This window comes from Chryseobacterium sp. PvR013 (genome assembly GCF_017833095.1).
Taxonomy (GTDB): Bacteria; Bacteroidota; Bacteroidia; order Flavobacteriales; family Weeksellaceae; genus Chryseobacterium; species Chryseobacterium culicis_A.
Genome location: NZ_JAFIBT010000001.1, coordinates 1,808,532 through 1,827,192, shown reverse-complemented (window position 1 = coordinate 1,827,192; position 18,661 = coordinate 1,808,532). Strand labels below are relative to the sequence as shown.

The 18,661-nt window shown below is 37.6% G+C and carries 15 protein-coding genes; 4 read left to right on the top strand and 11 right to left on the bottom strand.

Going from position 1 to position 18,661, the window contains the following annotated elements; all coding sequences use genetic code 11:
• Window position 1: 1 nt before the first annotated feature.
• From JOE44_RS08080 to JOE44_RS08030, 11 genes are all read right to left on the bottom strand, one after another.
• The gene (locus tag JOE44_RS08080; protein ID WP_209785136.1) at window positions 2-2,212 is read right to left on the bottom strand and encodes a RelA/SpoT family protein; all 2,211 of its coding nucleotides are present in this window, start codon (window positions 2,210-2,212) and stop codon (window positions 2-4) included.
• 109 nt (window positions 2,213-2,321) lie between these two features.
• The gene (locus tag JOE44_RS08075) at window positions 2,322-2,687 is read right to left on the bottom strand and encodes a hypothetical protein (RefSeq protein ID WP_209785135.1); all 366 of its coding nucleotides are present in this window, start codon (window positions 2,685-2,687) and stop codon (window positions 2,322-2,324) included.
• 306 nt (window positions 2,688-2,993) lie between these two features.
• Window positions 2,994-4,949 (bottom strand): acetate--CoA ligase, encoded by a 1,956-nt coding sequence (gene acs / locus JOE44_RS08070; protein ID WP_348635070.1) that lies wholly within the window; start codon window positions 4,947-4,949, stop codon window positions 2,994-2,996.
• A 14-nt stretch (window positions 4,950-4,963) separates the two neighbouring features.
• The gene (locus JOE44_RS08065; protein ID WP_209785133.1) at window positions 4,964-6,850 is read right to left on the bottom strand and encodes an AMP-binding protein; all 1,887 of its coding nucleotides are present in this window, start codon (window positions 6,848-6,850) and stop codon (window positions 4,964-4,966) included.
• Window positions 6,851-6,963: 113 nt separating this feature from the next.
• Window positions 6,964-7,323, bottom strand: a complete 360-nt coding sequence (locus JOE44_RS08060; RefSeq protein WP_209785132.1) for a response regulator — start codon at window positions 7,321-7,323, stop codon at window positions 6,964-6,966.
• Between the two features lie 9 nt (window positions 7,324-7,332).
• Window positions 7,333-10,035 (bottom strand): ATP-binding protein, encoded by a 2,703-nt coding sequence (locus JOE44_RS08055; RefSeq protein ID WP_209789133.1) that lies wholly within the window; start codon window positions 10,033-10,035, stop codon window positions 7,333-7,335.
• Complete coding sequence (locus JOE44_RS08050; protein WP_034696262.1) at window positions 10,028-10,222, bottom strand: hypothetical protein; 195 nt, start codon at window positions 10,220-10,222, stop codon at window positions 10,028-10,030. The genes JOE44_RS08055 and JOE44_RS08050 overlap by 8 nt, the downstream gene beginning before the upstream one ends.
• A 61-nt stretch (window positions 10,223-10,283) precedes the next feature.
• A complete protein-coding gene (locus JOE44_RS08045) occupies window positions 10,284-10,511 on the bottom strand; it encodes a DUF6814 family protein (protein ID WP_034696261.1) in 228 nt (75 codons plus the stop codon).
• Window positions 10,512-10,554: 43 nt separating this feature from the next.
• Complete coding sequence (locus JOE44_RS08040; RefSeq protein ID WP_209785131.1) at window positions 10,555-12,135, bottom strand: MFS transporter; 1,581 nt, start codon at window positions 12,133-12,135, stop codon at window positions 10,555-10,557.
• 179 nt (window positions 12,136-12,314) lie between these two features.
• Window positions 12,315-13,694, bottom strand: a complete 1,380-nt coding sequence (locus JOE44_RS08035; RefSeq protein WP_209785130.1) for a porin — start codon at window positions 13,692-13,694, stop codon at window positions 12,315-12,317.
• 247 nt (window positions 13,695-13,941) lie between these two features.
• Complete coding sequence (locus tag JOE44_RS08030; protein ID WP_047423319.1) at window positions 13,942-14,358, bottom strand: helix-turn-helix domain-containing protein; 417 nt, start codon at window positions 14,356-14,358, stop codon at window positions 13,942-13,944.
• A 160-nt stretch (window positions 14,359-14,518) separates the two neighbouring features.
• Here JOE44_RS08030 and JOE44_RS08025 point away from each other — a divergent pair, with 160 nt between their 5' ends.
• The 4 genes from JOE44_RS08025 to JOE44_RS08010 all read left to right on the top strand — a co-directional run bounded on the left by JOE44_RS08025 (window position 14,519) and on the right by JOE44_RS08010 (window position 18,616).
• Window positions 14,519-15,205: a GNAT family N-acetyltransferase gene (locus JOE44_RS08025; RefSeq protein WP_209785129.1), complete on the top strand. Its 687-nt coding sequence runs from the start codon at window positions 14,519-14,521 to the stop codon at window positions 15,203-15,205.
• On the top strand, window positions 15,177-16,373 hold the full coding sequence (locus JOE44_RS08020) for an argininosuccinate synthase domain-containing protein (RefSeq protein WP_209785128.1): 1,197 nt from the start codon (window positions 15,177-15,179) through the stop codon (window positions 16,371-16,373). The genes JOE44_RS08025 and JOE44_RS08020 overlap by 29 nt, the downstream gene beginning before the upstream one ends.
• Before the next feature lie 49 nt (window positions 16,374-16,422).
• Complete coding sequence (gene argC / locus JOE44_RS08015; protein WP_209785127.1) at window positions 16,423-17,388, top strand: N-acetyl-gamma-glutamyl-phosphate reductase; 966 nt, start codon at window positions 16,423-16,425, stop codon at window positions 17,386-17,388.
• Window positions 17,389-17,476: 88 nt separating this feature from the next.
• Window positions 17,477-18,616, top strand: a complete 1,140-nt coding sequence (locus JOE44_RS08010; protein WP_209785126.1) for an aspartate aminotransferase family protein — start codon at window positions 17,477-17,479, stop codon at window positions 18,614-18,616.
• Window positions 18,617-18,661: the final 45 nt, after the last annotated feature.

The window sequence follows — 18,661 nt, the reverse complement described above, 5'->3', positions numbered from 1 at the left end:
TTTATGATTGTACTCGTCTCACTCTGGAAACACCATTAATATTTTTAAGTTTTTTAAAGGTCTCTTCTAACTGACCTTTATTTTTGACTTCGAGGTTGATATTTCCTGTGAAAACACCATTGTTGGATTCAATAGACATACTTTTCATATCCATTCCCATACTTCCACTGATGACCGTTGTAATATCATTGATCATTCCCATTCTGTCAAGTCCCTCAATTTCAATTTTCACTCTGTTTTTGAAGCTTTCCGCATTCACCCATTTGGCCGGGATGACACGGTAATCATACTGTGCTCTCAGATTGATGGCATTCGGACAGCTGTCACTATGCACCTTGATTCCATCTGAAATGGTAATGAATCCAAAGATTTTATCCCCCGGAATTACTGTACAGCATTTTGCATAGGTGTAGTTAAGCTTCTCTTCGTCCTTCCCAAAGACAATCATGTCAAGGTTTTCCTCTTTCGGCTCCTCGAAGTGCTGGTTTTTTGAAGGTGATTTTCTGAATCTTGAAAGTAAGTTGTTGAATACGTTTTTACTTTCTATATATTTTCTCAGGCTGCTTACATCTAGTTCATTACTTTGGAATTTAAGGAAGAGCTCCTGAGATGATTTTAAATTAAAGAATTTCTGAAGTTTATTAATTTCGTCATCATTGAAATTAATTTTTGCATGACGAAGTTTTCTTTGCAGGATTTCTTTTCCTTCTTCTACCAACTGGTTTTTCTGAGAGTTCAGATAACTTTTAATCTTTGATTTGGCTTTTGAAGTCACTACGAATTCCAGCCAGTCAGATTTGGGTTTCTGATTCTGTGAAGAAAGAATATCTACCTGATCTCCATTTTGAAGAATATAGGAAATAGGAACCAGCTTTCCGTTGATTTTTGCTCCTAAACATTTCATTCCCAAATCGGAGTGAACAGAGAATGCGAAATCCAGAGCCGTAGCATTGGTTGGCAGAATTTTAATTTCTCCTTTCGGGGTAAAGACAAATACTTCTTTGGAATATAAGTTTAGTTTAATATTATCCAAAAGCTCCGAAGTAGAAAGGTTCTGCTGTTGTTCCAGTACTTCACGGATCTCGGTTACCCACTTTTCAAAATTTCTGTCATCAGAACTCTGTTTGTAACCTTCTTTGTATTTGTAGTGAGCGGCAACTCCTTTTTCGGCAATTTCGTCCATTCTTTCGGAACGGATCTGTACTTCAATCCATTTTCTGTCCGGGCCTAAAACCGTTAAATGTAAACTTTCATACCCTGTAGAGCGGGGCTGCGTAATCCAGTCACGCATTCTTGAAGGGTTACTGTGGTAAACATCCGTAACGATAGAGTAGATTTTCCAGGCGAGAAATTTTTCATTTTTTGCATCTGATTTATAAATAATCCTGATGGCATAGTTGTCAAAAACCTCTTCAAAGGAAACTCCCTGCTTCAGCATTTTTCTGTAAATGGAAGAGATGGCTTTTGCACGGCCTTTGATTTTAAAGTTCAAGCCTTCTTCATGAAGCCTTTCTGAAACTTCTTTTTTAAATTCTTCGATATATCTTTCACGACTTTCCTTGGCCAATTCCAATTTTTCCGTGATCTCGTTGTATACTTCGGGGCTGTTGTATTTTAAGGAAAGATCTTCCAGCTCAGATTTGATGTTATACAATCCAAGACGGTGAGCCATCGGAGCATAGATATAAACTGTTTCTGAAGCAATTTTTTTCTGCTTATCCGGAGCCATGCTTTCCAGAGTCCTCATATTATGAAGACGGTCAGCAATTTTAATCAGAATTACTCTGAAATCCTCAGATAATGTCAATAACAGTTTCCTGTAATTTTCAGACTGTACAGAAATATTCTGATGGTTCATGATGGAGATTTTGGTCAGTCCATTCACGATATTGGCAATCTTTTCTCCGAAGATTTTTTTCAGGTCTTCGTAGGTATAATCAGAATCTTCAATCACATCATGCAACAGGGCACAGGCAATAGAAGTTGCTCCCAGACCAATCTCTGTTGCTACAATTTTAGCAACAGCAATAGGGTGGTAGATGTAAGGTTCTCCGGATTTTCTCCTTTGATCCTTGTGGGCATCCAGCGCGATATCGAATGCCTTTCGGATGAGTTTATTATTTTCCTCATCCAATGTTCTGTATGTATTAGAAATCAGGTCCTTATATCTTGCAAGGATCTCTTTATTCTCTTGTTCTAAATCGTAGCTCATTTGTGCACATGCCTATAATAAGACGAAAATACGAAATTTTTTAGTTTTTTCAAAGATAAAAGATCCGCAGCATACACTGCGGATCTTCGGCTATTAGATTTTATATCGATTAGAATTTCACTTCAGAATTCATACCATCGCTTGATGTTTTGATCTTAATTTCAGGGCTGGCGTGTATTTCAGCTCTGTTTCTTGCATCAATATACCTTTTGATAGTATCATAATTGGTTTCATTGATGTTCATGTTTTCAAATAAATAGGATTTCAATGCTGCATTCTGAACAAATGCATTCCGTGCAAGGTCAATCTGATTAAGATCATTAACGGTAACACTTGCCAAATATTGGGAATTACCGGAACCGTCATTAAGGTATACGATGTAATCTGAAGTTCCGAATCCTGAATTTTCCAGATCACTTTCCAGTTTTTTGTAGTCGCTGTGATGACCAAATACTCCAGCTAATATATGTGACATAGTTAATTGGTTTTAAAGTTCTCATTAAAGTTAGTAATAATTTTCTGATTATCATTGCGTTTAAGGCAATAAAATTTGTTAATTAATATTCTGCTTTCAATAGAGTGAGGCAATGTTTAAGAATAATTATTGAACGGGTGTTTAATTTTAACAATTGAATAATGTCTATGGTTTATAGAATATAAGCTTTTAGGCTTCTGAAAAGAATACTTTAACTTAATTCCAATTTATAGTGTTTTTTATCTATAAATAAAAATGCCCCGAAAATACATCTCGGGGGCTCATCATCGGTTAAATAATGATTAATTAAATTCTTTCGTTTTTGATCTCCTCTACAATTTCAGGATTTAAAAGCGTACTGATATCTCCGAAATTACTGAAATCACCTTCTGCAATTTTTCTTAAGATCCTACGCATAATCTTTCCTGAACGCGTTTTTGGAAGCCCTGAGACAAACTGAATTTTATCCAGCTTGGCAATCGGTCCTATCTGATCTGAAATAAGCTGGTTGATCTCTTTTTTCAGATTTTCTTTATCACGCCCTTCTCCGGTTTCTTTAAGCATAACATAACCATAGAGTGCATTTCCTTTGATATCATGAGGATAACCCACAATAGCAGATTCTGCTACAGCCGGGTGCTGGTTGATGCTGTCTTCGATAGGTGCAGTGCCTAGATTATGTCCTGAAACAATAATCACATCATCTACACGACCTGTGATTCTATAATAGCCTACTTCATCCCTTAAAGCTCCATCTCCGGTAAAATATTTTCCGGGGAAGGCTGTGAAATAAGTTTCTTTATATCTTTGATGATCACCCCAGATGGTTCTTGCAATTCCCGGCCATGGAAAGCGGATACAAAGATTTCCGGTCACCTGGTTTCCTGTAATTTCATTTCGTTTATCGTCCATTAAAACGGGCTGTACACCTGGCAATGGGAGCGTAGCATAAGTAGGTTTTGTAGGGGTCACAAAAGGAAGTGGTGAAATCATGATTCCTCCTGTTTCTGTTTGCCACCATGTATCTACGATAGGACATTTTTTCTTTCCAACATGATCGTTGAACCAGTGCCATGCTTCATCGTTGATAGGTTCACCTACAGAACCAATCACTTTAAGGGAGCTAAGATCATGTTTGTCTACCCATTCGGCACTTTCTTTGGCCAAAGAACGGATGGCAGTAGGAGCCGTGTAAAACTGAGTGATTTTATGTTTTTCAATCACTTCCCAGAAGCGATCCGGTTCAGGATAAGTAGGAACTCCTTCAAAAATTACAGTGGTAGCCCCGTTCAATAATGGTCCGTAAAGGATATAAGAGTGTCCTGTGATCCAGCCGATATCTGCAGTACACCAATAAATATCATTTTCTTTATAATTAAAGACATTTTTAAAGGTATAGGCTGTGTAAACCATATAACCGGCGCAGGTGTGAAGCATTCCTTTAGGTTTTCCGGTAGATCCGGAAGTGTATAAAATGAAAAGTGGATCTTCAGAATCCATAATGACGGTGACAAAATCAGGAGAAGCCTTTTCATACAGGTCAGACATCCAGTAATCTCTTCCTTCTTTCATTTTAATTTCGTTGTGAGTCCTCTTGACTACAAGAACGTTTTCAACCGTTGGTGTTTTCTCCAAAGCATCGTCAACAATACTTTTCAGGTCAAGAACCTTATTTCCTCTGTAGCTGCCATCTGAGGTGATGACCATTTTTGCCTCGCAGTCATTTACCCTTGAAGCCACTGCTGAAGCTGAAAATCCGGCAAAGATCACGGAATGAACAGCTCCCAGTTTTGCACAGGCAAGCATCGTAACGGCCAGCTCAGGAATCATGGGAAGATAAATGCAGACTCTGTCTCCTTTTTCAATACCCATATCACGTAAAACATTGGCTGTTTTATTAACGCGTTTGTATAATTCATTATAAGAAATGTGTTGAGCTTCTTCCTTAGGATCGTTGGGTTCCCAAATAATTGCTGTTTTTTCTCCTCTTATCGTAAGATGTCTGTCGATACAGTTTTTGGTAATATTGAGTTTTGCATTTTTGAACCAGGTGATCTTAGCTTCATTCATATCGTACTTAACAACCTTGCTCCATCTTTGATACCACACGAAGTTTTGATCCGCTACCTTATCCCAGAATTTTTTAGGGTTTTTGATAGACTTTTTATAGTCTTCAAAATATTGTGGTAAATCTTCTATTAAGTAATTTCTCATATCCCTTTCGTTTTTTTGAAATTTGAATTTATTATATTTTAAATTTATGTTTAATTTCCCGTTTAAGCCCTATATTCCTTGATTTTTTCCTGGATTTCATCAATGATTTTCTCGTCATCAATCGTAGATGGAATCTGGAAATCTTTACCGTCAAGTAACGTTCTTATTAATTTTCTCAAAATTTTCCCGGATCTTGTTTTGGGTAAGCGTTTGACAACCATTACGTTTTTCAGAAAAGCTACGGGCCCGATTTTGTCGCGGACCATCTGAATGATATCTTTTTCAATGTCTGTTTCAGAAATCGCTGAACCATTCTTCAAAACCACCGTGGCAAAAGGAACCTGTCCTTTTAAATCATCATCAATACCTACCACAGCGCATTCGGCAACATCGGGATGTGAAGAAACAATTTCTTCCATTTCAGAAGTAGAAAGTCTGTGGCCTGCCACGTTGATCACGTCATCCACTCTTCCCGTAATGAAAATATAGCCGTCTTCATCCTGAATAGCGCCGTCTCCTGAAAAATAGTAACCTTTATACTGAGACAGGTAACTGCTGTCAAAACGTGCATAATCTTTCCAGATTCCTAGCATGGCACCGGGCGGGAGAGGAAGTTTGATTACCAGATAACCTTCGTGATGAGGATCAAGCTCCAATCCGTTTTCATCAAAGATTTTAATGTCATATCCCGGAACTGGTTTTCCTGCAGACGCTCTTTTGATCTGATAGTTTTCATCGTGAGTGAGTAATCCAAGCATAGGCCAGCCAGATTCTGTCTGCCACCAATGATCTATTGCCGGAACACCAATATGCTCTGCAAACCAGTCCAGAGTGGCTACATCACATCTTTCACCAGCCAGAAACTGTTTTTTGAAATGGGACAGATCATATTTTTTGACCAGTTCTCCGTTGGGGTCTTCTTTCTTAATAGCTCTGATAGCAGTAGGTGCGGTAAACATTACCGAAACTTTATATTCTGAAATAATTCTCCAGAAAGTACCGGCATCGGGAGTCATAATGGGTTTTCCTTCAAAAATAATAGTTGTGTTTCTGTTGATTAATGGCCCGTATACTGAAAAACTATGTCCTACAGCCCATCCGAAGTCTGAAGCCGCCCAATAGGTTTCACCGGGTTCTACTCCATAAACATAAGTCATTGAGAATTGTAATGCAGTAGCATATCCTCCGGTATCGCGAACGATGCCTTTGGGTTTTCCGGTAGTTCCTGAGGTGTAGAGGAGGTAAAGCGGATGAGTGGATTCTACATAAATGCAATCTGCCGGTTCTGATTTTTCTACTAACTCTTCATAATCAATTAACCCATCAAACATTTCGTCCTGATTATCTACCAGTTTTCTATTGTATACAACGATATTGTCTACTTTATCCTGTGCCAGTTCAATGGCCTTTTCCACTAACGGAAGGTAGGGGATTCTTTTGGCAATTTCTACTCCGGCAGTAGCGGTGATTAAAACTTTAGGTTTGCAGTCATCAATTCTCACAACAAGCTCATGAGGAGCGAAACCTCCGAAAACGACATTGTGAATAACCCCGATTCTTGCACATGCCAGCATTGCAAAAAGTGTTTGTGGAATCATAGGCATATAAATGACAGCGGTATCTCCTTTTTTTAATCCCAAAGAAACCAATCCTCCCGCTAATTTTGTAATTTCCTCTTTCGCCTGACTGAATGTATAAGTTTTCTTCTGATGGGTTACAGGAGAATCATAAACGATCGCAGTCTGATCTCCAAAACCGTCTTCAATATGTTTATCAATACATAAATAGCACATGTTGAGCTTCCCGTCGGAAAACCATTGTGGATAATCATTTTCGTCTTTGGAAAGAATCTGGTGGGGAAAATCAAACCATTGTATTTGTCCGGCCTGTTCTCTCCAGAAGTCTTCTTTATTTTCTATGCTTTGTTTAAATAATATATCAGTATCCATATCAATAATCGTGTGTTTGTTTTTTGCTTGCGGCCCGAAGGCGAAGACATAAGATTTTTTACTAAGTCGTTGTCTGAAGTCTTATATCTTGATTCTTGGCTCTAGATTCTTTTTTAAAACATTTCCTCAATCTGCTGCATCAGTTTCTTAATCGAGTAGGGCTTTGTGACATAAGCATCTGCTCCCATTTCTAATCCTTTTTCAATATCTCTGGGATTGTTTTTAGCACTCAGAAAGATGACTTTGGTGTCTTTCAGTTTCTCATCCTGCTTAATGAGATCCAGGGTGCTGTAACCATCAAGATTAGGCATCATAATATCGAGAAGAATCACGTCCGGAACCATTGTTTTCAAAAAGTCCAGGACTTCCATTCCGTCACGGGCAATATAGACATCATATCCGTTTTTCTTAAAACTGTATTCGAGCGACATTAATATTTTGTGTTCGTCATCTGCAATGATTATCTTTTTCATAAAAGTGGTTTAATGATGTTCAACTTCATGGGTATTCTCTTTTTTTATTTTTCCGGGAATGCTTATGGTGAAAGTTACTCCTAATCCGCTGTTTTCGGCTTTTATACTTCCTCCGTGTGCCTGTACAATTTTTTTGGAAATGGCCAGTCCCAGTCCGCTTCCCGTAGGTTTTAAAATATTTTGGTTTTTCGACTGATAAAACTTGTCAAAAATCATTTCCAGATCCTCTTCCGGAATATGTTTCCCGGTATTGAAAATGGTAATGATCAGCTTTTGATCTTTTTCAAATAATTTGGTTTGAATTGTTCCCTGTTCTTCAGTGAATTTTAAGGCATTGCCCCAAATGTTCTGAAACAGCTGAATCATTCTTGCTTCATCATATTCAAATATAAATTGATTCAGAAGATTAACCTCACTTAAATGAATGTTTTTCTGCTGTATCAGATGAAGGAGCGGATTTAATGCTTTTTTATAGGTTTCAATAATGTTATTTTCCTGAATATGTAAAGAGATTTCACCATGCTGTAATTTGTCCAGATACAAAATATCGTTGATGATTTCACTTAATCTGTCGGATTCTGTGACGATATTGTTCAGAAATTCCTGCTTAATGTCAAAGGGAATCTCGTCATCATCAGCCAGGATTTCTCCTGCAGAACGGATTGCCGTAATCGGAGTTCTTAATTCATGGGCAACAGAATCCAGAAAGTCGTCTTTTTGACGGTCTTTGATGATCAGGCTTTCGTTAGCTGTTCTGAGGTCATCGGAAAGTTTCTGCAGTTCTTCAGACTGTTCGGTAAGTTTTTTATTTAAACTGATATTTTCCTGAGATTCTTCGAGGATATTTAAAACTTCTTTTAACGATATTTTATCTTCCTTCGTCACTCCTTCGATTAATATTTTGGCCGAAGCGGTACCGATTCTTCCCGCCAAAAGATTTTCTGAAAATTTAATAAACCTTGAATCGGCAGTTTCAGTGTTGGAATCTATATTATATTTTAAATTAAAAATTCTTAAAGCCTGTTCTGTTTTGCTTTTACCTAAAAAACGTTCCAGGATATTCTGAATATCTGAAATATAGGCTGTTCCCCGCCAGATGAAAGCATTTTCATGGTTTTGAATGTATTTGTCAATGTCAACATACAGTTCAGCAAAGTTTCTTTCGCGGTAATTTCCTTTTGAACTTACGGAAACAATCGTAAACAGGCTTGTATTCACCAGCATTGACCAGAAAAAGATCTGCGAAATTCTTCCCAGATAAGGAATGGTGAAAAAGCCGAAAGCGTCATACATATCCCTGATTACGCCTTTAAACTCCTGGTTATAGGAAAAATAATACTGTGGAATAATCAATCCGAAATAACAAATCACTAATCCGGCTATAAGCCCTGTTACAGCACCTTTATAACTTCCTCTTCTCCAGAATAAGGCTCCGAAAAAGGCGGGTGCAAGTTGGGCAATAACAACAAATGATATTAGCCCTACGGAATCCAGTGAAGTCTTCAGGATGAAATACTTGTAAAAGGCAAAAGCCATGATGATCAGGGCGAAAATGCTGAATTTTCTGATATTGGTAATGCTTCTCGTGTTTTGCTCCTCGCTTTCAGATTTTAGTTTTCCTAATAATCCATAGGGAATGATGAGGTTGTTGGAAAGCATGATCGATAAAGTAATAGCAGAGATGATAATCATTGAAATGCATGAGCTTAATCCGCCAAGAAAAACCAGTACCGTGATCAAGGTATTGTCAAAATGCTGAGGAATCAGAATAGAGTAGAACTCCGGATTTACTTTTTGTCCGTCAAAAATCAACCTTCCTCCCCACGCAATCGGGAAGATAAATACAGTGAATATTAAAAGATAAAGCGGGAAAAACCAGATGGCGGTTCTGATATGTTTTTCCTGTCTGTTTTCAACAATAGCTGTGTGAAACTGTCTGGGAAGAATACAGATGGCTGTTGCTGAAATCATACACAGAACCATCCAGTTCATTGCACCTTCAATTCCGTTGAAGGTGTTTTTTTCTTTAAAATCTTCAAATTTGCTGGCTTTCTCATAAATGTCTGAGAAGCCATCAAAAGCAAAATAAATCACGAAAAACCCAAGAATGATAATAAAAAACAGTTTTAAAAAGCTCTCCAGTGCAATAGCTGAGATGATTCCCAGACGTTTTTCTGAAGCATCTACATATCGTGTTCCATAATAAGAGGAAAACAAGGCAATTAAAACCACTACAAAAGTGGCGTTATCGGTTAGGATATCTTTAGACATCGGAGTTTCCGTTACCAGATGAAAGGTTTCCGAAATGGCTTTGATCTGCAGTCCGATATAAGGAACTATTGCCAGAAGGCAGACTATGGTAATAATGGCGCTCAGGCTTCTGCTGTTCCCATATCTCAATGAAATAAAATCGGCAAGGCTGCTTATTTTGTTGACTCTTGAAATTCTTACAATCCGGGTGTTGATATAGATCCATGCCGGAATAATCATGATAGGGCCAATGTAAATCGGAAGATAATTTAATCCGCTTGTAGCTGCCACTCCAATACTCCCATAATACGTCCAGGCAGTACAATATACAGCAAGAGATAAGGCGTAGATGTAAGGATTGTTGATCCAGCGTTTACTTCTTCTCTTCTCTGCTAAATGGGCAACTAAGAAAAGAAGAGCGAGGTAAAACAGAACTACAAAAAATAATGCGAAACTATTCATCATGTCTTTTTACAATTACAAAAGAAATCACAATGGAGATCATCCAGATCACGAACAGGTAGATCAGAATCATAGGATAGCCTAAAACTTCCCTGTCACTGTTAAAAAGCAATGAAATAGGAATGCTGAAAGCGATCATAAGTCCTACACTCAGGATGATAAGTTTTTGTTCGTGTCTCTTTTTCATACATGATTTTTGATAAAAGATAATTGATGGATAACAAGTCCATCAATTATCTTTTTTGTTTTTAAATTTTATCGTCAGAATATTCTCCTTTTAAGGCATAATACCCGAAAATGGCCATTCCGCCTGAGATAATCGGCATCAGTACAAAAAGGATGATAATGCCAAAAACCAGATCTTCCTGTTTTCCGGAAGCAATTTTTGGGATTCCCAATACCGTAATTCCGAAATATCCTACAATCACCGCAATAGCGATCCAGAGAATGCCTAATATTTTTTTTAGTCCGTTCATTTTAGTAGTTTTAAAATTAATAAAAATTTGAGTGATTCAGTACCTAATCGTGAAGATTATTGTTCTTATTTTTAAGATAAAACAATCCGATAACCAAACATACTGTGGCAACCCCAATCGGATACCAAAGCCCTTCTAAGTACCATGTTGCATGTCCTGCTTCTTTTCCTGTGGTGACCAGATAAGTTGCCACTGCCGGAAGAAGACCTCCGAATACTCCGTTTCCAATATGATAAGGCAATGACATTGAAGTGTAGCGGATTCTCACAGGGAACATTTCAACAAGGAAAGCTGCAATAGGACCATACACCATTGTTACAAATAGAACCTGAATAAATACCAGGAAGATCAGATACCATTTCGTGTCATCACTGAGTTTTAAACTTTGAGAAACTTTAGGTTCTTCCGCTTTCCCATCTTTCATGACAACTCCCGAAGGTGACCAGTGAACGACACTGTCTTTTTTGATCAAGGTACCATCTGTATAAAGAGTTTCTTTGTGAAAAGTAACCAGGCTGTCTGTTGCGATGTCTTTATGAATTTTGGCGGTTCTTTTTTCTGTAATTCCATTAGCGGCAACAGTTTTACTTTCCAGATTCACACTCTTGAACATGCTGTCGTATATAGGTCTGTAGGCTAAAATAGCAACCAGCATTCCGGTCATCATTACTGCTTTTCTCCCGATTTTATCGGACAGCCATCCGAAGAATACAAAAAACGGAGTTCCTAAAAATAAAGCGGTGGCCATTAATGAATCAACCTGTGCGGATTCTACATTCATTACTTTTTGAAGGAAACTCATTGCATAAAACTGTCCTGTGTACCAGATAACACCTTGTCCCATGGCTGCTCCGAATAAAGCCAGCAATACAAATTTGAAATTGTATTTATTTCCAAAACTTTCTTTTAAAGGATTTTTGGAAGTTTTCCCCTCACTTTTGGCCTTGGCAAAAAGCGGAGATTCCTTCATGTTTTTTCTGATGACATAAGAAACGGCAACCATTAAAATCGAGATCCAGAAAGGAACTCTCCATCCCCAGGTGTCAAATTCTTCCGCAGAAAGAGTCGTCTTCGTGATTAAAATAACAATTAATGAAATGAAAAGTCCGGCAGTTGCAGTAGTTTGGATCCATGATGTCCAGTAACCTCTTCGGTGAGGTTGGGCGTATTCTGCAACATAGGTGGCGGCACCTCCATATTCTCCTCCCAGAGCAAGTCCCTGCAGTAATCTTAAAATTAAAACCAAAACAGGAGCCATAAATCCAATAGTTTCATAACTTGGAATACATCCGATCAGGAAAGTGGAAAATCCCATAATCAGTAAAGTGACAAGGAAGGTATATTTTCTTCCGATAATATCTCCCAGTCTCCCGAAAAATAATGCTCCGAAAGGTCGTACAACAAATCCTGCTGCAAAAGTAGCCAGCGTGGATAAAAATGCTGCGGTAGGATTATCAGCAGGGAAAAATTTCGTAGCTAAAACAACGGCTAAACTTCCAAAGATGTAGAAGTCATACCATTCTATCAATGTGCCTAGAGAAGAGGCAGTGATCACGCTCCATATCGTGCGGTTTTTCTGCCTGTCGGTCATATTTTCGTAGCTTTCGTGATGATTTTCGCTCATATTGATTAGTTTTTGATGTTATTGGAATAGGATGTTAATTTGAAATTGCTTTTAAACCATTAAGAGATTTTAAGTTGATAAGAATATTTAAGATTTTTATTAAGCGATAATCTTTTTATATCATCTTTGATGGTGCTTAACTTATCTTAATTTCTTTACTATTCTTAATGGTTCTAATTTTATAAGTAGATCTGAAACTGGACAATAAATTCCCCTTTTGAAGAAGGGCTTTCCGTAGGACTGGTATAAACCGGTCTTGTTGAATATTGTGTTGTTATCTTGGCATGATGTCCGTCTATGAACCAGTTGGCTCCCACATCAAACTGAGACGAAGATTTATCGAAGGCCTCGAAACTTTTGTGGGTATAAGCTGCAAAAGGCTGTATTCTGATTTTGGGCTTTTCTGCTTGGCTTGGTAAAAGTAAACCAGCCTGTGCGTAGATAATATTACCTGTTCCGATAGTGGGCTGTAGATTTCCTGGTCCTGCGATGGCTTTATTTCCGATAAAATTAGGATTGGAAGCTGCGATATTCATTGTTCCCAGATTTCTTACATAATTAGGTCCGAAATTGTAGTTGTAATATCCGGCATATGCAGAAACGGCCATTTTGTTTTTTGCTTCTCCCAAGGGAATATCTGCGAAAGCATCTACTGCAAAAAGAGTAATGTCGTGTTTCTCAATGTTTGAATTCACGGAAGTTCTTGTTCCGTCGGCCTGATGATAAAAACCTGCGCCTACATTGAAAACCTTTTTTGTCCCAAGGTAAGAGCCTACTTTGAAAGGTAATGCGTTGGATTCTTCGTCAAGAAATTGATATTCAACATATCCTGCTTTTGAAAAACTGGGATTTCCGTTGTTGTCTACTGCGATAGCCTTTGAAGGATCTGTTACATTCACAGGCGTAAGATCAGTAGCGAAAGGTTTATTTAAACTGAAACGATATTCCAGTTTTCCGTATTTACCTTTGGCAAACATTCCCAGCTGTCTTGCGAACTGGTCTGAATTATCAATCAGTGGCCATGAAAAAACGGGCGAGTCTAATGTGAGGAAATTAAGGGTAGAAGCCATGGTCATACGGGAAAGCCCCATGTAGTAATGAAGACCTGCTCCTAAAGATAAACTGAATTTTCCTGCTTCTCCAGGTAAAATAACTGCATATTCATTCCATGCGTCATGAAAAAATAACTGGGTTTTCTTTCCATTTCCATAACCTCCTGTCCCTGAAGTTCCTGAAGCTCCGCCATTGATAAAGGTCTGGTTGTTGATTCCGAAGTGAAGGAGAATCATATATCTTTTAGAGATTTGTGCATAGGTCAGAGCACGTAAACGTCTGTTTCCTAAGCTCCAGGAGTTGTCCGTAGGTTCGCCTCCTACCATACTTCCCGGGTTCATGGAAGTATTTCTTACCCAAAACTGATCCCATAAAATAAATCGGATGAATTTATCACCGTTCTGGTTGAGGTTAATTTTTAAGCCATTGCCATAATCAGGAGAACCTTGTGAGTATACGGAACTGCTGATTAAAGCTAATCCAATGAATGTAAGTAATTTCTTCATAAATTATCAATTTTTGGCGTTGTTTTTTGTGAATGCCAAATTGTAATTAATAATTTGTTTATGAAAATTTAATATATATTAGTGGTAATAGTATAGCTGTGAATTGTTTAATGTTATACATTTCGGGTTTCGTGATCCGTGTTTTTAATCTAATCGATTTGTAAGTGTTTGATATTGAAAGTTTAATTAGATCTCTTAACTCGTATCTCGCATTCTGTACCTCGTAACCCGAAACCTCGCCTCCCGACTACTTCTTAAATCGTTCCCACTTGATGAGCATATATTTATCTGCAAACTGAGTGATAATAATTCCTGAGTTTTTAATGTTTTCTTCCTGAGCGATATAGTCGATCAACTCGTTCTGTTTTAGAATCTTATAAACGGGATGAAATTCAGAATGAGGAGGTCTTGTAATATTATACTTTTTAATCCATGAGCTGATGGTAACATGTGAAACTCCGATAATTCTTTCAATTTCGCGATAGCTCAAACCTTCTAAATAGAGCTGCAGGGCTTTGGTTACGTAGTAATCATCAATTTGTTTCCCCAGTTTTTTAACGGTAAAATAATAATTACAGTCTTTGCAGTGGAAGCGTTGTTTCTCATTGATGATGCCGCTTTTTACCACTTTAGTGCTGTTGCATTTAGGACAGGTATTTTCCATAACTATATTATTTTAGCAAATATATAATAAATTAGCAAATGTATATTTTTCAATAAAGATAATTTTACCTGTTTAAAATTTTAAAACAAAAAAAATATCTTTTTTATTTGGATTTAAAAGAAATTATATTTTAAATTTGCCAAAAAATTTAGATAAATAAATGGAAATAGAAATTTCCTCATGCGAACATCTAATGTATGTGAGTGAAATACAGCAGGAAATGTATGATTCTGCACAGCGTAGAGGAACGGGAATCGCAAAACGTTCTATAGAATATTTGAGTAAGAAGATTTCAGAAGGCAATGCTGTGGTAGCCACTGAAAACGGTGAGTGGGTAGGTTTCTGTTATATAGAGACCTGGTCACATGGGAAGTTTGTTGCCAATTCGGGACTGATTGTGTCGCCGAAATTCAGGAACGGAGGAGTGGCTACTCAGATCAAGCAGAAGGTTTTCCAATTATCTAGAGATAAATATCCGGATGCTAAAGTATTTGGATTAACGACAGGGCTGGCAGTAATGAAAATCAATAGTGATTTAGGTTATAAACCGGTAATCTACTCTGAACTGACTCAGGATGAAGAATTCTGGAGTGGCTGCAAAAACTGTGTGAACTATGAAATTTTAATGATGAAGGAACGCAAAAACTGCCTGTGTACAGCGATGTTATTTGTTCCTGAAAATGATAAAAAAAAAGAGGTGGTGAATAACCAGCCTGAAAATAAATATAATGAAGTAAGCCAGATGGATTTTGAGTATTCTGTACAAAAATCTCTTGGTGAGTTCCATTTGACAACTAAAAAAAATAAAAAGAGTCCAGATGAAAAAGAAAGTCATCTTAGCGTTTAGTGGAGGTTTAGATACTTCCTACTGTGCAAAATATCTTAGTGAAACACTAGGGTATGACGTGTATGCCGTTACTGTAAATACCGGAGGTTTTTCAAAAGAAGAGGAAAAAGAACTGGAAAGGAAAGCTTTAAAGCTGGGAGTAAAGGAATACAGGTGTGTAGACGCTCAGGAAGATTACTATAATTCATGTGTGAAATATCTGATTTTTGGGAATGTATTGAAAAATAATACGTATCCTCTTTCAGTAAGTGCTGAGCGTACGATTCAGGCGCAGGAAATTGCAAAATATGCCATAGAAGTAAAAGCTGATGCGATTGCTCATGGAAGTACAGGAGCAGGAAATGATCAGGTTCGTTTTGATTTAATCTTTCAGGTGATGTGCCCGAATATTGAAATCATTACTCCCATTCGCGATATGGCACTGTCCCGTGAGGAAGAGATTGAATTTTTGAAGGAGCACGGATATGAAATGGAATTTCATAAGGCACAATATTCAGTGAATAAAGGACTTTGGGGAACTTCGGTAGGAGGAAAAGAAACTTTGACTTCAAGAAATTATCTGCCGGAAGAAGCTTTTCCCTCTCAGATTAAAGAAACTCAGCCTTCAGAACTGGAGATCGAGTTTAAAAACGGAGAAGTGATTGGAGTGAACGGAGAAAGCTTTGAACATTCTGTATATGCCATTCAAAAAATAGAAGAATTAGCTTCAGCGTATGGAATTGGTCGTGATATTCACGTAGGTGATACCATTGTTGGAATTAAAGGACGTGTGGGATTTGAAGCAGCAGCAGCATCAGTGATTATCAAAGCGCATCATTTATTGGAGAAACATACACTTTCAAAATATCAGCAAATGATGAAGTCTCAGTTATCCGACTGGTATGGAAACTGGCTTCACGAGGCGCTTTTCCTGGATCCTGTCATGAGAAATATTGAGTCTTTCTTAGTAGATTCTCAGAAAACAGTAAGCGGAAAAGTATTTGTAACTCTTCATCCTTATAGATTTATTTTAAATGGAATTGAGTCTAATCACGATCTGATGTCTGATAAATTCGGAAGTTATGGAGAAGCTAACAGAGCGTGGACAGGCGACGATGTGAAAGGATATACAAAGATTGTAAGCAATTCTTTAAATATATACCACCAGATTAACCAGAATATCAATTAGTTCCGAAAGAACGTAATGTAAGGCAGAATAACATTCTGTAAGAATCAAAATGAAGAAAACAGTAGGAATAATTGGTGCTAACGGTTATACAGGAAGTGAGCTGATACGCTTACTGGCTTTTCATCCCCATGTGACATTGAGTTTTTTATATAGTCGTTCGAATTCGGGAACAAGAATTTCAGATCTGTACCCGGATTTAACGACCGTTTGTGAAATGGTTTTGACAGATACACCTGAAGATGTAGATATTCTTTTTCTGTGTCTTCCCCATAAAGAAAGTCAAAACTGGTTAACTCAAAATCCTGTAAAAGATGAAACGCTGGTGATTGATCTCGGAAACGATTTCCGTTTAGAAGGAAACTTTGAGAACAGAAATTTCATCTACGGATTACCGGAAATCAATAAAAAACAACTGTCGGGGGCAAAAAGTATTGCGAACCCGGGATGTTTTGCTACAGCGATTCAATTGGCTTTACTGCCATTAGCAGAAAAAAGAGCGTTAAATGAAGTTTTTACTACAGGGATTACAGGTTCTACCGGAGCTGGGCAGTCTTTGCAGGCAACCACTCATTTTACCTGGAGAAATGATAATGTTTCAGCGTATAAAACTTTAACGCATCAGCATGTAGATGAGATTTTACAGCAGCTGGTTGCATTTAATAATAAAGAAGTAACCCTGAATTTTGTTCCATGGAGAGGAGATTTTGCAAGAGGAATTTTTACAAGTTCCACCATGAAGACGAACTTGGAGCTGGAGGAAATAGAACAATTGTATCAGGATTTTTATGCGGAGGAGCCTTTTGTTACGGTAAGTAACAGGGCAATTGATTTAAAGCAGGTTGTCAATACCAATCGCTGTGTGATTCAGATCGAAAAGAGTGGAAATGTTGTCGTTATTCACTCAGCGATTGACAATTTGTTAAAAGGTGCTTCAGGACAGGCCATACAGAATATGAATCTGGCAATGAACTGGGAAGAAAATGCAGGATTGAACCTGAAACCAATAGCATTCTGATGTAGAATGTACAAAGTAAAATGTATGGGAACTCGGAACCCGAATCCTGTATCATTTATTATTTATCAATTATCATTTATTAAAAGACATGAATTTATTCAACGTATATCCATTATTCAATATAAATCCGGTTAAAGCTCAGGGATCTTTTCTTTGGGATGACAAAGGAGAGCAGTATCTTGATTTTTACGGAGGTCATGCTGTAATTTCCATTGGTCATAACCATCCGCATTATCAGAATAAGTTAAAAGATCAATTGGAAAAGATCTCCTTTTATTCCAATTCGGTTCAGAATGAATTGCAGACTGAACTGGCAGAAAAGTTGGGAAAACTTTCAGGATATGAAGATTATAATCTGTTCTTATGTAATTCAGGAGCTGAAGCCAATGAAAATGCTTTAAAGCTTGCATCGTTTCATAATGGAAAAAGTAAAGTGCTTTATTTTTCCGGTTCATTCCATGGAAGAACTTCTGCGGCGGTTTCCGTAACAGATAATCCGAAAATTGTGGCTCCGGTTAATTTTTCAGAAAGATTCATCAAATCAGACTGGAATGATGTGCAGCAGCTTGAGGAAATTTTTGAGAAACAGGGAAGTGAAATTTCTTCCGTTATCATTGAAGGAATTCAAGGAGTAGGCGGCATTATGATTCCTACCCCGGAATTTTTATCTAAAATTAAAGAACTGTGCGAAAAATATGATGTTGTTCTTATTTTGGATGAAGTACAGTCAGGATATGGAAGAAGCGGATATTTCTTTGCTCATCAGGAGTTTGGGGTAGAAGCGGATATTATTACAACCGCAAAAGGAATGGGGAATGGTTTCCCTGTGGGTGGAGTTTTAATTCATCCTAAATTTCAGGCAAGCAATGGTTTGCTGGGAACTACATTCGGAGGAAATCATCTGGCTTGTGCCGCTTCAATTGCTGTTCTGGATGTCATGAAAGATGAAAATCTTATTGAAAATGCTCAGAAAATGGGTGAGTATATTGAAAATGAAATTAAAGATTTACCACATATTAAATCCATCCGAAGGAAAGGATTGATGATCGGAATAGAACTCGACAGAGATTGTTCAGAAATAAGGAAAAGCTTATTGTTCGATCATCATATTTTCACAGGAAACTCTAATGATAAAAGTGTCTTAAGGATTCTTCCGGCACTGAATATCAAACAAGAGGAAACGGATCTTTTCATCAATGCTTTGAAAGAAGTGCTTGGGAAAATTTAAACCACAAAAGTCACAAAAGAATTTAAACACTAAGTGATTTTAAGA

Bases quoted from the DNA above. Each gene is read 5' to 3' on its own strand.
- JOE44_RS08055 (WP_209789133.1), bottom strand. From the start codon at position 10,035: ATGAATAGTTTCGCATTATTTTTTGTAGTTCTGTTTTACCTCGCTCTT.
- JOE44_RS08050 (WP_034696262.1), bottom strand. From the start codon at position 10,222: ATGAAAAAGAGACACGAACAAAAACTTATCATCCTGAGTGTAGGACTT.
- JOE44_RS08020 (WP_209785128.1), top strand. From the start codon at position 15,177: ATGAAAAAGAAAGTCATCTTAGCGTTTAGTGGAGGTTTAGATACTTCC.
- JOE44_RS08075 (WP_209785135.1), bottom strand. From the start codon at position 2,687: ATGTCACATATATTAGCTGGAGTATTTGGTCATCACAGCGACTACAAA.
- JOE44_RS08080 (WP_209785136.1), bottom strand. From the start codon at position 2,212: ATGAGCTACGATTTAGAACAAGAGAATAAAGAGATCCTTGCAAGATAT.
- JOE44_RS08010 (WP_209785126.1), top strand. From the start codon at position 17,477: ATGAATTTATTCAACGTATATCCATTATTCAATATAAATCCGGTTAAA.
- JOE44_RS08035 (WP_209785130.1), bottom strand. From the start codon at position 13,694: ATGAAGAAATTACTTACATTCATTGGATTAGCTTTAATCAGCAGTTCC.
- JOE44_RS08045 (WP_034696261.1), bottom strand. From the start codon at position 10,511: ATGAACGGACTAAAAAAAATATTAGGCATTCTCTGGATCGCTATTGCG.
- JOE44_RS08030 (WP_047423319.1), bottom strand. From the start codon at position 14,358: ATGGAAAATACCTGTCCTAAATGCAACAGCACTAAAGTGGTAAAAAGC.
- argC (WP_209785127.1), top strand. From the start codon at position 16,423: ATGAAGAAAACAGTAGGAATAATTGGTGCTAACGGTTATACAGGAAGT.
- JOE44_RS08040 (WP_209785131.1), bottom strand. From the start codon at position 12,135: ATGAGCGAAAATCATCACGAAAGCTACGAAAATATGACCGACAGGCAG.
- JOE44_RS08065 (WP_209785133.1), bottom strand. From the start codon at position 6,850: ATGGATACTGATATATTATTTAAACAAAGCATAGAAAATAAAGAAGAC.
- JOE44_RS08060 (WP_209785132.1), bottom strand. From the start codon at position 7,323: ATGAAAAAGATAATCATTGCAGATGACGAACACAAAATATTAATGTCG.
- JOE44_RS08025 (WP_209785129.1), top strand. From the start codon at position 14,519: ATGGAAATAGAAATTTCCTCATGCGAACATCTAATGTATGTGAGTGAA.